Source organism: Gracilibacillus caseinilyticus, assembly GCF_022919115.1.
In the GTDB taxonomy this organism is placed as follows: domain Bacteria; phylum Bacillota; class Bacilli; order Bacillales; family Amphibacillaceae; genus Gracilibacillus; species Gracilibacillus caseinilyticus.
Window position 1 is genome coordinate 1,380,818 of record NZ_CP095072.1, and the last position, 13,732, is coordinate 1,394,549.

At 36.7% G+C, this 13,732-nt stretch carries 14 protein-coding genes; 9 read left to right on the top strand and 5 right to left on the bottom strand.

The features are described from left to right. Positions 1 to 389 precede the first annotated feature (389 nt). A complete protein-coding gene (locus MUN88_RS06715; RefSeq protein WP_244722513.1) occupies positions 390 to 1,361 on the bottom strand; it encodes an aromatic acid exporter family protein in 972 nt (323 codons plus the stop codon). Between the two features lie 938 nt (positions 1,362 to 2,299). Continuing rightward, positions 2,300 to 3,049 (bottom strand): tautomerase family protein, encoded by a 750-nt coding sequence (locus MUN88_RS21810; RefSeq protein WP_369809949.1) that lies wholly within the window; start codon positions 3,047 to 3,049, stop codon positions 2,300 to 2,302. Between the two features lie 110 nt (positions 3,050 to 3,159). Here MUN88_RS21810 and MUN88_RS06730 point away from each other — a divergent pair, with 110 nt between their 5' ends. The 6 genes from MUN88_RS06730 to MUN88_RS06755 all read left to right on the top strand — a co-directional run bounded on the left by MUN88_RS06730 (position 3,160) and on the right by MUN88_RS06755 (position 8,206). Further along, the gene (locus MUN88_RS06730) at positions 3,160 to 4,041 is read left to right on the top strand and encodes a LysR family transcriptional regulator (protein ID WP_244722515.1); all 882 of its coding nucleotides are present in this window, start codon (positions 3,160 to 3,162) and stop codon (positions 4,039 to 4,041) included. Between the two features lie 150 nt (positions 4,042 to 4,191). Continuing rightward, positions 4,192 to 4,728 carry a GNAT family N-acetyltransferase gene (locus MUN88_RS06735; protein ID WP_244722516.1) on the top strand — a complete coding sequence of 179 codons (537 nt, stop codon included), beginning with the start codon at positions 4,192 to 4,194 and terminating at the stop codon, positions 4,726 to 4,728. Between the two features lie 128 nt (positions 4,729 to 4,856). Continuing rightward, entirely contained in the window at positions 4,857 to 5,330 is a 474-nt protein-coding gene (locus MUN88_RS06740; protein ID WP_244722518.1) for an 8-oxo-dGTP diphosphatase, read from the top strand. A 51-nt stretch (positions 5,331 to 5,381) separates the two neighbouring features. Continuing rightward, on the top strand, positions 5,382 to 5,561 hold the full coding sequence (locus tag MUN88_RS06745; protein ID WP_244722520.1) for an NUDIX domain-containing protein: 180 nt from the start codon (positions 5,382 to 5,384) through the stop codon (positions 5,559 to 5,561). Positions 5,562 to 6,359: 798 nt separating this feature from the next. Further along, entirely contained in the window at positions 6,360 to 7,373 is a 1,014-nt protein-coding gene (locus MUN88_RS06750) for an AraC family transcriptional regulator (RefSeq protein ID WP_244722523.1), read from the top strand. Between the two features lie 38 nt (positions 7,374 to 7,411). Then, positions 7,412 to 8,206 (top strand): SDR family NAD(P)-dependent oxidoreductase, encoded by a 795-nt coding sequence (locus MUN88_RS06755; RefSeq protein ID WP_244724356.1) that lies wholly within the window; start codon positions 7,412 to 7,414, stop codon positions 8,204 to 8,206. Positions 8,207 to 8,763: 557 nt separating this feature from the next. Here MUN88_RS06755 and MUN88_RS06760 read toward each other — a convergent pair. Beyond that, positions 8,764 to 9,165, bottom strand: coding sequence for a Fic family protein (locus tag MUN88_RS06760; RefSeq protein WP_369809980.1), 402 nt, complete (start codon positions 9,163 to 9,165; stop codon positions 8,764 to 8,766). Between the two features lie 307 nt (positions 9,166 to 9,472). Beyond that, positions 9,473 to 9,640: a hypothetical protein gene (locus tag MUN88_RS06765; RefSeq protein ID WP_244722529.1), complete on the bottom strand. Its 168-nt coding sequence runs from the start codon at positions 9,638 to 9,640 to the stop codon at positions 9,473 to 9,475. 308 nt (positions 9,641 to 9,948) lie between these two features. Here MUN88_RS06765 and MUN88_RS06770 point away from each other — a divergent pair, with 308 nt between their 5' ends. Beyond that, the gene (locus MUN88_RS06770; protein WP_244722532.1) at positions 9,949 to 10,284 is read left to right on the top strand and encodes a DUF3221 domain-containing protein; all 336 of its coding nucleotides are present in this window, start codon (positions 9,949 to 9,951) and stop codon (positions 10,282 to 10,284) included. A gap of 475 nt (positions 10,285 to 10,759) precedes the next feature. Here MUN88_RS06770 and MUN88_RS06775 read toward each other — a convergent pair whose 3' ends face one another. After that, positions 10,760 to 11,392, bottom strand: a complete 633-nt coding sequence (locus MUN88_RS06775) for a lysozyme inhibitor LprI family protein (RefSeq protein WP_244722535.1) — start codon at positions 11,390 to 11,392, stop codon at positions 10,760 to 10,762. A 291-nt stretch (positions 11,393 to 11,683) separates the two neighbouring features. Here MUN88_RS06775 and adh point away from each other — a divergent pair, with 291 nt between their 5' ends. Next, positions 11,684 to 13,204, top strand: a complete 1,521-nt coding sequence (gene adh, locus MUN88_RS06780; protein ID WP_244722538.1) for an aldehyde dehydrogenase — start codon at positions 11,684 to 11,686, stop codon at positions 13,202 to 13,204. A gap of 22 nt (positions 13,205 to 13,226) precedes the next feature. Next, positions 13,227 to 13,562: a DUF779 domain-containing protein gene (locus tag MUN88_RS06785; RefSeq protein WP_244722541.1), complete on the top strand. Its 336-nt coding sequence runs from the start codon at positions 13,227 to 13,229 to the stop codon at positions 13,560 to 13,562. The last annotated feature ends 170 nt before the right edge of the window (positions 13,563 to 13,732 follow it).

Genomic DNA, 13,732 nt, shown 5'->3' on the forward strand with positions numbered 1-13,732 from the left:
GCAAATTATTTATGGAAAGAATACCTTTTCGCTATAGATGATGTGCTATCAACTACATCGAATATCTAAAAAAAAGAAATTTAGTAACATAACAAATACCATATGACTTGTTTGAATCCATTCCTGGCATTTTACCGTATCGATACCAATTTCTCAACCGATTTAGTCAACACATTATGTAATGCCTTCGATAAGGGTAATTGCATGCTTTTTACTTCCTGCTGTGCTCCCCCTTAATAGAGCCACTCAGCCCATGCTCCATTGCCAACTAAATAACGGCAGGTTTTGGGGTAGGTGCCAGACCCCATAAAAAGACAAATGGTAACGATTTGTACAGTCAGAGGACAAATTAGTGATTTTGTCTTTTTAGGGGGTCTGACTCCAATGTGCTATAATCGCTTATTCCTCTCCGGATCTGGTTTAAATTTCTTCTTAATCGTCAAATAATTCTCCATCTCATACAATAAATGAAATAATGCCGATCGCACTTCGAACTCTCTTCTGGAATGCGGCAACTCCATTTCCCGAAATTCTGCCGTCAATTCCTCTAACCTTTTCAAATAATAGATGGCGGTATTGCCTGGATGAACGGCATTACTGAGTTCTTCCATAAACGCAGCTATTTTTTGACTTTGAACGACGGTGTAATCAAGCGTTGATATCAGCGGTAGCATGCGTTCCATAATTTCAAGCAGACTTTCTCTCATTTTAAAATATTGATAAAAGTAATCATCATGGCGAAATAAATGGTTATCGGTCGCTTTTAATGCATTTGCAAGTCCCTCATCAATTTTCCTGGAAGCGATGATGAGTTCCTCCCCGCTCCAATCTGTGATATTCTCCCTTAAATAGCGCGCATATTCAGACCAGACTTTTTGAAAACATTGCTCGATTTCTCCTTGAATGTTTCGCATTTGTTTTTCATTGCTTGGCATATATGTATTCATTAGCAATGCCGCTCCAACCCCAATCAATAACAGCAGGATTTCATTGAGCAGAATACCGACTGTAACATGTTCCAGTGTGTATAGATGGAGCATGAATACGGTGCTTGTCACAATGCCTTTCTTTGCATTGACATACACGACGATCGGAATGAACAGAAGCAGTAAAGCACAGAGCACGATAACGTTATACCCGATCAATTCAAACAGGACGGTCGCTAATGCCAATCCAATGACACACGCAACGATTCTCTGCCAGGAAGCTTTTAGAGAGTCTTTTCTTGTCACTGATATACAAAGTATCGCAGTAATTCCTGCAGATACGTAAAAATCAAGCTGCAGCTGTTCTGCTATGAATATGGCAAGTGCAGCACCTAGCGCCGTTTTTATGGTGCGATAACCAATGATGTTCAACATATATTCTTTCCTCTTTTCATGTAATCCAGTAAAAACTTACTTCTATTATAATCCAAATGGTAAAAGTTAAAAACCGTCTAAAATATAATGTCCGGGTGTGACCGTCATTTAAAATGATACAGTTTCTGCTAAAATAACGGACACACTATTCTGGAAAATTAATTTTTCCTATTTTATAGAGACACAGAGGCAGACCCCACAAAAAGACAAATGGTAATGATTTGTACAGTAAGAGAGAACAGTGTAAGTGAAGTTGCTTTTTCTTGGTCCAAATGAAATGGATAGAACTGTTCTCATACAGAGGACAAATTAGTACTTTTGTCTTTTTAGGGGGTCTGCCCCCAATGTGTTGATTGCAGGCACTACCGTTTCACCATTATCTCTTTTTTCACCCTGTTCCATGACCTCACCATAAACCGGGCACTGTTTGTGTTCCAGTCCAGGATGGTATCTTCATAAGACGTAATTCGTACCCAGGCATTACATGGAGTACTTGTACAATTCCATACTAATCCCATTGCTGTTTGTTTTGTTACCGCTTTTACGCTTGGCGATCGGCTTTCTGTCAGTACTAGCTACTAAGGTTGCTAGTGGAGGGGTGGGGAATTAAGGCTATTGAATTTTACCACCTCTATCCTTCTGGTGATAAAAGATATATTGCGAAGTTGACGTATACTGTGTAGCAAATAATTTTGTTTATGAAATAAAGTACTTTATAAAAAAGGTTTTATTTATAGGGGAGGTGTTCAACAATCGGGCCAATTAATGGAATGCTTATTGAACTAGCGAAGCAGGTTAGTGGAAGAGGAATTACTTACTACATCAACAATTATCAATCTAATAAAAAAAGGTAAAATAATATGGATTTTTTTATAAAAAAGGGTTTTTACAGTAAAAGTGTGTTGAACCATGCTCAACACACTTTTATCCAATACAGATTATGATGAAAATACTTTTTTTGTTGCATCCAGTGCAGAAGCTGCCTTAGGCCAGCCAGTATAGAATGCAAGGTGCGTAATTAACTCAATTATTTCATCTTCATTGATTTTATTTTCCTTCGCTAAATTGATGTGAAATGGTAATTGTTCTATATTACCTGCTGTAATTAAAGAAGAAAGTGTAATAAGACTTCTATCTCGCATCGATAAGTTTTTTCTCTTCCATAAATCACCAAAAAGCACACTTTCAGTATAGTCTACAAATGCAGGAGCTAAATCTCCTAGCGTACTTCTAATATTTGATTTTATTTCTTTATAAGAGAAATGATTTTCTTTTGTTATTGTAGTAGCAGAGTTTAAATTAGTAACCATCTGTGCCTCTCCCATACCAAATGACCAATTTTCCAATGGAGTCTCATTAAGAATGATAAAAACATTTTCTTTAGTGACAATATTGTTTTCACTAAGGTTTTCAGTCAGTGTATTGTATAGATTCCTCTTTTGTTCAATAGTTCTACCTATTCCGCATGTAATTAGAATATACAAAAGTTTTTTAGTTCTTTTTGCATTGATTAAATAGTGGGAATTGAAATGGAACTGTTCATTTTTGTGTGAATCAAATACTTGAAAAAAATCATCATATGGAACATCAAATTCTTTGATTAGAGAATTCATTATTTGTGTACTAATAAATTGTAATTCTTTTTTACTATATTGCTCTTCATGATAACTAATTTTAATAAATGGCATGTTATTCCCTCCTCTATATTACTAATATCATTGTAGTTTATAATCCTTTATCTGTATAATTGAATTAATTGAATGATCTAGTTCAATAATTTCGATGAAGAGGAGATACAATGGATTTAAAAGAATTAATCACTTTTCAAACGATACTAAGACAAGGGACTTTTTCCAAAGCTGCAGAATCACTTCATTATGCACAATCAACTATTACGAATCAAATTAAAAGATTAGAAAAGGAATTAGGAATTGACCTTTTCTATAGAGAGTGGGAAGCCAAATTAACACCTGCGGGGAAAATATTTGCTGAAGAAGTTGATGATCTTATCAACCATTGGAAGTTTGTTACGGAGCAGGCAAAAGCAATACAAAAAGAAGAAGTTGGAACTATTAATATAGGTATTATTGACTCAATAACGAATATAGTACCAAGTATTCTAGCTCGATTTAGTAAGGAAAAGCCTAAAATTGTTTGCAATATTATTGTAGGTAATACAAATTCTTTAGCAGCTGCTCTGGAGAAAAACGAAGTAGACTTTGCTATATGTGCAGAAATAGCAGGACAATTTCCATACACATTTGATTCTTTATATGAAGAGAAGTTAGCTTTTATCGTCTCCAAGAAGCATCCTTTCGCTGGTAATAGTAGAAGATACAGCTTAGAAGAACTATGCGATTATCCAATAGTTACTGGAGGAAAGAACTGCATTTATCAATTAAAGTTAGAAAAGGAACTACTTACTATTTCTAAAAAGCCCTTTTGTTATACGATTAGCCAGTTATCGGTCATCCCAACGTTTATTACATCCATAGATAGAACAATAGGTGTAATTGTCTCTTCCATACCTATTCCAGACAATTGTATGAAATTAGATGTTGAGATTAGCAATTCAGATATTAAGATAGGTATTATGAGAAATCTTAGAAATGATAACATGACGTCTTCAAAACAATTACTTTTAACATACTTAAAAGAAGGTCTTTCAAGGGTTAACTAAAGGGGCAGCAATCCTGTAATAACTGAATGGAAATAGAATAATCTTGTGAAGAAATACACTTAATCTATAGGGTGCGAATCCTGAACAAGAGGTACACTGTTAATAGCTTCAATTCAAATATTAGATATAGAAACGAGGAAAACGTTTTTTATGATTAAATTAAGATTTTTTGAACGTTCAGATTTTCAACAACTTATAAATTGGATTGAAACCCCAGAATTTTTACTCCAATGGGGAGGTCCTAATTTTAGTTTCCCATTAACTGAACAACAGTTGGAAAATTATCTTAAAGATGCGAACACTGATAATTCTCCTGTTTTGGTATACAGTGTTATAGAAGAGGAAACGGGATATATAATAGGACATATATCATTAGGCAATATTGATAAAAACAATAAGTCAGCAAGAATAGGAAAAGTGTTGGTAGGAGATAAAAATGTCAGAGGTAAAGGAATAGGTTTACGAATGATGAAAGAAATTCTCAAAGTTGCATTTGATGAACTTAACCTACATAGAGTTAGTCTCGGTGTATTTGATTTTAACGCTTCAGCAATTGCGTGTTATGAAAAGGCGGGATTTTTAAAAGAAGGGTTACTTAGAGACTCAAGAAAGATTGGTGACGGATACTGGAGTTTATGGGAAATGAGTATTTTAGAGAATGAATGGAAGGAAATAAATAAAGGTTAGGCTTCTTGTGCTAAAGGGTGCTTTTCCTGAACAAGAGATGCAGCTCTTATTCTATTAAAGAGCAATATAGTGCAAAAAGAGTTAAGACATAAATAGGGAAATTGAAATAAAAATATAGGAGAGAACAAATGAGTAATTCTATAAATTATAAAATGTGGACTGTCTGCATGATTCAAAAAGAAGACAAGGTTTTACTACTTGATAGACAACACGATAATTTCAAAGGATTTATTCCACCTGGGGGCAAAGTTGAATTTCCTGAAAGTATAGTAGAAAGTGCAATCAGAGAAGTAAAAGAAGAAACTGGATTAGAAGTAAGCAACCTTATTTTTAAGGGTCTTTATGAATATGTAAATCCAGTTGCTATGGATAGATACATGATTTTTAATTACATTACAAAGGATTTCATAGGAGAACTCATTGAAGATGGACCAGAAGGAAAGGCAGCTTGGGTAAATATAGAGGAAGCATATGACTTACCAATGCAGGAATCAATCAGAAGAAGATTCCCTTTGTTCTTTGAAGATGGAACATTCGAAATACAAGTTAAATGGAATCATGCAGAAAATAAAGAAGGAAAAGTTACTATAAAGAATACATAACCGAAATATTGTACAACAGGTACTTTTCTTTAATAGTAGGAGGAATAGTAAATGAAACAACCATTTCATCATTTAGCTCGAGGGGTATTGGCCAAAGAAAATAAAGTATTGGTTGCACACGCTTTAGGTCAGAAAAACACCTTTTTACCGGGTGGTCACATTGAATTTGGAGAAAGTGCTATGGATGCACTAATTAGAGAAGTTAGGGAAGAGCTTGGAGTTAATTTGTAGGTGATTTTCTCGGATTAGTAGAACATAAGTGGACAAAACAAGGTGTTTTAAATTGTGAGATAAACCAGGTATTTAATATTAATATTGAAAAAATTCAAGTAAGTATAGAACCAAAATCTATGGAACCACATATAGAGTTTTTTTGGCGTAGCACAAATGAATTGGGAGACCTACAACCATATCCATTGAGAAGAATAATAAAAGAGTACCTGAATGGTAAGCAGAATACTTGGTGGGAAAGTACCATAAACAATGAATTAAATGATGCAAACATTAATTAACTACTCCTAATTCAACTATAGGGTGGCTTTAGTAAAAGAATAATTAAGGAGATAAGGAAAAAATGGATTTACTATTTTTAGTTTTAATCTTTTTTGGTATTTTTGCCATATACGATGCAATAAGGAAAGTTAACAGTAATATCTTAGAACAGACTGAAGAACTAAAAAGAATACGTGAGGAATTGACCAAAAACGACAAAAATTAATTTTTTATATTGAACTATCGGGCGCGTTTATCAAATAACGTGCCCTTTTCAATTGGGCTAAAATACTGAGGAAAGGAAGTAGTGCTTTATGATGACGCAGGCTGTCTATTGAACAAGAATAAATAACAAAAATGCTAATTGATTTTCAATCATATAAGTAAATTGCTTTATTTGACGTAATAAGTTAGTGGAAGGTCGCTTTTTGCTAGTTACAAAGCAACATTGGATTGGTAATATTATAATTGTCCTGCCAACAAGGCAGATACAATAAAACTTATAAAGTTATAGATAGCTAAGGAGGGGCTTTATAAATGACGTCTTATGCTCATATTAAATTCCCAGCAGGATTTTGGACAGGATTACGTCAATTAGGGATTACCCCACACGAGATAGTTCGAAAAGCGGGACTTCCACTCACTATTATTAATGAACCAGTTGTCACCTCCCTCCAATATTTCTCTATTTGGCAGGCTTATTCAGATATCATAGGTGATACTGCTAAGGGAAATATCAAGTTAACGACCGGATTCGAAACCGTTCATTTCCCGCCAACTGTTCTGGCAGCTTACCATGCCCGTGACTACCATGACGCACTAACACGCATGGCTCGGTATAAACGATTGTGCCCCCCTGAAAGTTTACTTATTACAGAGGCAGGCGATGATTGTACTATCAAACTAGATTGGCTGCAAACCGATCGACCAGGTCCGCCGATGTTAACCGGTATTACGCTAGCATTTCTTTTGGAGTTAGGAAGCAGGGGAACTGGTCATGCATTGATGGCGAAATCCATCGAATTTTCGGATTTATTGGGTGAAGTTCAGTCACTCGAAGCTTATTTTGGCTGCCATGTCCAAGTCGGCGGAAGTTGTAACAAATTAACGCTCCATAAAAGTGACCTTGATTGCCTCTTTGTCTCGTATAACGCAGAATTGCTTGAAATCCTGACGCCCCCATTAGACCAATCATTAAACGGGCATCAACATAGTAAATCCATTACCGAGATGGTTAAGTGGATGATGAAGCGTAGCCTTGCGGGAGGATCCTCCAACCTTCAGCTGATTGCAGGGGAATTAGGGATGAGTATACGCACATTGCAGCGTCGTCTCCATGACGAAGGAATAAACTTTAATCATCTATTGGCACAAGTCCGGCAAGGGCAGGCAAGAGGATACTTAGCAGATCCCTCACTTGATATTGGCGAAGTGGCCTTTCTGGTTGGATACGAAGACCAAAACTCCTTCTATCGGGCCTTTCGACTTTGGGAAGGCGATACTCCTTCAAGTTGGCGTGCAAAACATTTAGATACAAACTCAATAAACTGATCTTGTTTTTAACTATAATGGAAAAGAAGACATATATGATGGATATGGGATTAACCAACAAAACGGCCTTAATTACAGGTTCAACGAAAGGAATTGGTAAAGCAATTGCAATAGAACTTGCCAAAGAAGGGGTTAATGTCCTTATTAATGGGCGAGATTATGAAGAGGTTGAACGAGTTGTAAATGAAGTTAAATCAGACTTCCCGACTACCTCTCCTAAAAATGCAACAGCCGATATTGTAGATATTCAACAGCGAAAAGTTTTATTCGAAAAATATCCCAATGTTGATATTTTAGTTAACAATATGGGTATTTATGAAATGATGAAATATGAGGACGTTGACGATGAAGTATGGGAAAAATACTTCCGTACCAACGTTCTTGCTGCCAATGGATTATCTAAATTTTATTTACCTAAAATGTTGAACAACGAGTTTGGCCGGATAATCTTTATTGCGAGTGAAGAAGCAGTTATGCCTTCAGGACAAATGCCACAGTATTGTATGACAAAATCAATGTTATTATCATTGTCAAAAAGCTTATCTAAATTAACAATAGGACAAGACGTTACAGTGAATACAATCATGCCGGGACCAACGCTTTCTGAAAATGTGTATCAAATCATTGAGGGTATGTATGCTGATAAAGATATGTCTTTTTCAAAAAAAGAGAAAGAATTTATGACTGCAAACCTCCCTCAATCTGAATTACAGCGGTTTATCAGACCTACTGAAATAGGCAGGCTAACTACATTTGTCTGTAGTCCTTTTTCATCCGCATTTAAAGGGTCTCCAATCCGTATGGATGGTGGACTGGTACCGACTATTTTTTGACGCTTTTCAAATTCAGATAAAAAGTGAAATAGCATCTGTTAAGGAGTTTGTCCTTCCTTTGGGAAGCTAGTGGGAAGGTAAAAAAAGGATCTAAAAAAGTCAACCACAGAAGTCGAAAGGGGAATGTTAAATGAAAATGACGAAAGATGAAGGCTTAAGGATTCTTAGTAGAAGACTTTCTAATTTTATGTGTGGTTTTGAAAAAAATGTGGTATAATATAAATAGAATTGGCATAGTATATGAGGGGGGGTTATTTTTTATTGTTTTTATCGGACATGATAAACGCCACCAATGCTCCGAAAGAGATCATCAGTGTTAATACGTTCTCGATATCCATAGGCGTCACCTCCTTTCCTGAATAAACATCCAAGAAAGGTAAATCAGTACGCCACCCCTCATATGAAGTCGATCTATTGATATGCCTATTATAGCATGTATGTACTCTCATTAGAGTATTTCGACATAGTGTTTATTGTTATCATGAAATCATTAATTACTCTAAGATCTATATTAAATAGATAACAAAAAGAGAAGGCTGAAATTATTGCCTTCTCTTTTAACGTTCAGGCCCATCTAATTCCTGGTGCCTATTAATTAATTGTAGGTGCCTTATTAATCCGCTGTGTTCATAATCCTTCACAAAATCAATAAAAGGTCCATAATCATTATTTACTGCTGCAGTATCTAATACTTCATAATAACGAAACCGTTTATCCTGTTCGATTATAATGGGTAAATATCCGTGTTTCATTAACTCTAAATTCATTAGCAATCTTGAAGTACGTCCATTTCCGTCTGCAAAAGGGTGAATATTTGCAAATTTACTAATTAATTTGGGAACTTTCATGTAATCCGGTGGTGTATGACTTGCCCCAGGTATAACAACATTGCTTTTTTTATAAACATCTGCATTGGTTTTATCAATTCCATGAAGAATAATAGAATGGAGATCTCTAATGAGCCTTTCTGATAACGGCTCTTTGTTTTTTTATCATGTCTTTCGTTAACAGTATCGCCTGTTTATGATTAATGGCTTTTAAATGTACTCTCATCGATTTTCCGGCAATCGTAATGCCGTCTTCTAAAATCGCGCTTTTGTTTCGTATACGGTTAAAGTTCGATGGCGTTTGAATGATACGTGTTTTTAACTAGGTCTTTCTGTAAGCTCTTTACTAATTCGCTAGGAAGTGGACGCTTTTTATCTATTTGTTACTTAAGATCTGTTAGTTGATTCCATTCTTTTTTATTAGTCATTGACTATCACCTTAATTCTTTTCTGTTGGGTATAATTCTACATACTTACCATCTTCCTCTTCATCATAGGCAAAGGCACTTGTTTCTTCTGCTAAGTTCTTATCAGGAGTAAGGTTATGCAATCTTTGCCATTCCCCTGCAGAATAGATTGTTTTTTCATTTGCTTCAATGTCGAACAAATAATATTTTTTATCTCATTCACTCCATTCAATACACAAAAACGACCTCTTATAAGAGTTACGTCAGGATAAAACCTTCCAATGCTCGCTCATAATACCTATTAAAAAAATCATTGGTGATCATACTTCGGTAATATCTTCCCCTATACTCACAGCATGCCGGGTTACATAACGTCAGTTTAAGCATCTGATCGGTAGTGAAACAGTCCCCCGTTAGTGCTAACACCATAGGACTAGACAAAAATCAAATAACGAAACCTATATAATGTTAAATTCGTCTTATTATATAAAGGGAAGGAGTGTATCTAATGAAAAAAAAATTATTAATTGCTACTACCGTTATATTGTTAAGTATTTCAATCGTAGGGTGTGGCAATGCTGATATAGAAGGTATTATTTTAGAAGTAACAGAAAATGAGATATTACTTTCAAAAAATCTTTCTCTGGATAAGTATGAAGATATAAAAAATAAATCAATTTCAGAGATACAGGAAGAGGAAAAGGGTATTCCTTTAATTTCCTTAGCATATGACAATACAGAGGAATGGTCAAAAGGTGATGAAGTAAAAGTATGGATTGATGGAGATGTATTTGCATCCTATCCCGAACAAGCTAAAGCTAAGAAAATTCAATTGAAAAAATAAGTTTCTCAACAACGATCCAATTGTGAAACAAAACATAACATTTTGAAGCTCAGGATTCCAATCTGAGCTTTTCTATCAGGCTATCTATCTTTTGAATTTCAGCTTCGCCATTATACGGATGTGGTAAATGTCTAGTCTTCTCAATTACCATCTCTATTAATATAGAATTATTCTTAGATAAATAATATAAGTTAATGAAATAAGTGGAGAAAAATATAGCAAACCCCAAAATAAAAAGCCAGACTAGCATTTTGTTAAACTCCTCTTTTTAATGGCATAGGTGCCAGTCCCACGAAAAGATAAATGTACAGAAAGAGAGGACAGCGTAGTTGTGTTGTCCTCTGTTATTTGTCTAACATCAGTACTGTTTGTGCTGTATAAATAGCTTCTTTCTTATCGATGTAGCAGAGACTGCCAGCTGAATCACTAGGAGTTATAACTAATGTTAAGCAAAGCCCTGTGAGGACAACTGCAACTATTCCATATATCCTTCAACCAGTTCATAACATCTATCTTTTGTCACATCCGCAAGAACCGTCACATACTCCAATTGCTCCATTGTACCACCCTCATACTTCAGTGACGCTTCTTTCGCCGTTTCATCCCTATACGTAATCCAATCACGCTGCGCCTCTCTCAATTGCGTCATCTCTTCAGCAGCTAGTTGTTCCTCTAAAACACCATAAATCTCGTTTAATAAATCATCCCACGCCTTATACTGTTTATGTGCGACATCTTTTAAAGCATAGGTAGAACTGTCTTCAGCCTCCATACTTTCTGTTTTTTCATTTGTCTCGTTTAATCTGTTCAAGTACGTTTCTTTTAGATCGCTAGTTGTATCGGCAGCGGGTGTCTGTTCCTCTTCTTCTTCTTCTGATAGCTGATCGGAAGTCTTTTCCGTTTCCAGGTTGTTCGTATCAGTCTCTTCATCCGACACGGTTTCTGTAGAATCTTCCTTACTAACATTATTGATTTCTTCATCGGAACTATTATCTGATTGGCTGTTCCCATCATTATCCGATTTTGCAGATGAATGATCGCATGCTGCTAGCATCACAAGGCATACCAAAATAAAGATAGACAGTAGCGTTTTGCTATTCTTTTTCATAACTTATTCCCCCATTATATATACGATGGTACGGTTGGCATAACAAATTCTATCAATCTAATACTAACATAATTTTCCTTTGTACAATAACAATAAGTGTACCAGTAAATGATGGGTGAGCACCATGCTTAAATCTAGTAATACATGCTATATCGCATTCCACGACCCACCTTATCCGTCCTATACAACAGTCATATTTTTCAGTGCTAGTTAATATATTTTAACTAGTGTTGTCCAAATGAATACAACAATTGTAAGCGTTGTTAAAAGTGAAAACGGGGAGGAATAAGAATGAAATATGAAGCACCAAATCAACCAGGTTCGATAGTGAATTTCAAGGAACAATACGACAACTATATTGGCGGAGAGTGGACGCCGCCGGTAAAAGGACAATATTTTGAGAATGTGACACCAGTTACAGGACAAGTTTTTTGTGAGATTGCCCGTTCTACTGCTGAGGATGTCGAGCTTGCATTAGATGCTGCCCATAAAGCGGCAACAGCATGGGGAAAAACATCTCCAGCGGAGCGAGCCAATATGTTAAATAAAATAGCCGATCGCATTGAAGAAAACCTGGAAATGCTAGCTGTCGCCGAATCATGGGATAATGGAAAAGCAGTACGGGAAACGTTAGCGGCAGACATGCCATTAGCGGTTGACCATTTCCGTTATTTTGCCGCAACGATTCGGGCGCAGGAAGGCTCCATCAGTCAGCTTGATGAGGATACTGTCGCCTATCATTTCCATGAGCCCCTTGGCGTTGTCGGACAAATCATTCCATGGAACTTTCCAATATTAATGGCAACGTGGAAGCTTGCCCCGGCACTGGCTGCAGGTAATGCGGTTGTCATCAAGCCGGCAGAACAAACCCCGGCATCGATTCATGTTTTACTGGAACTGATACATGATTTGCTTCCGCCTGGTGTACTGAATGTTGTAAATGGATTTGGTTTGGAAGCGGGTAAACCATTAGCATCCAGCAGTCGTATTGCCAAAATTGCATTTACTGGTGAAACAACAACAGGACGTCTTATTATGCAATATGCCTCTGAGAACATTATTCCAGTGACGTTAGAGCTAGGAGGAAAATCCCCTAATATTTTCTTCAAAGATGTCATGGCAGAAGACGATGATTTCTTAGATAAAGCCATTGAAGGAATGGTCATGTTCGCCTTAAACCAAGGGGAAGTTTGTACATGTCCGTCACGTGCGTTGATTCATGAGGATATTTATGAGGCATTTATCGAGCGAGCGGTAGAGCGAGTCAAAGCGATAAAAATTGGTCATCCATTAGACACGGAAACGATGATGGGTGCTCAAGCATCGGCTGAACAATTGGAAAAAATCTCATCCTATTTAGATATTGGGAAACAAGAAGGAGCAGAGGTGCTCCTTGGCGGGGATCAAAACCAATTGGACGGGGAGCTTTCCAATGGTTATTATGTCCAGCCAACGATGTTCAAAGGTGATAATAAAATGAGAATTTTTCAAGAGGAGATTTTTGGTCCGGTTCTTGCTGTTTCCACCTTTAAAGATGACGAAGAAGTGCTGGATATTGCCAATGACACGTTATATGGATTAGGTGCAGGTGTCTGGACACGCGATTTTCATAAGGCCTATCGATTCGGCAGAGGTATTCAGGCGGGCCGTGTATGGACCAATACCTATCATGATTACCCAGCGCATGCTGCTTTTGGTGGTTATAAGAAATCAGGCATTGGAAGAGAAAATCATCTCATGATGCTATCCCATTATCAACAAACGAAGAACTTACTCGTAAGCTATAGTACGCAGCCAAAAGGATTCTTTTAATCCTAAGAAAGGAGGCGGGTGCATGACGCAACAGGAAAAAGTCTTAGCAACAGATGAAGCAGTGGCGTTAATGGATCTGTTAGAAGAGAAGCATGGTCCATTAATGTTCCATCAGTCTGGTGGCTGCTGTGACGGAAGCTCGCCGATGTGCTATCCAAGGGGGGAATTTCGAACCGGCAATGCAGATATTCTGTTAGGCTATGTGAATGATGCCCCTTTTTACATGTCGAAGGATCAATATGAATATTGGAAGCATACCCAGCTGATTATTGATGTGGTAGAAGGCCGCGGTGGGATGTTCTCGCTTGAAAATCCGGAAGGGAAGCGGTTTTTGATTCGGTCGCGGGTGTTTGGGTAAGTTGCTTGAAAGGGAAGCGTTATTCGCAAGCCATCAGTGTGATCTGGTGGCTTGCGGCTTTTCAATTCTTTCTATCTAGCATAAAAATTACAAACAACAATAGTGTATATGGCATTATTTTTTATGCAAATTTAAGAAGGTAATCTTATTCAACAAACGGGCCAAATTGT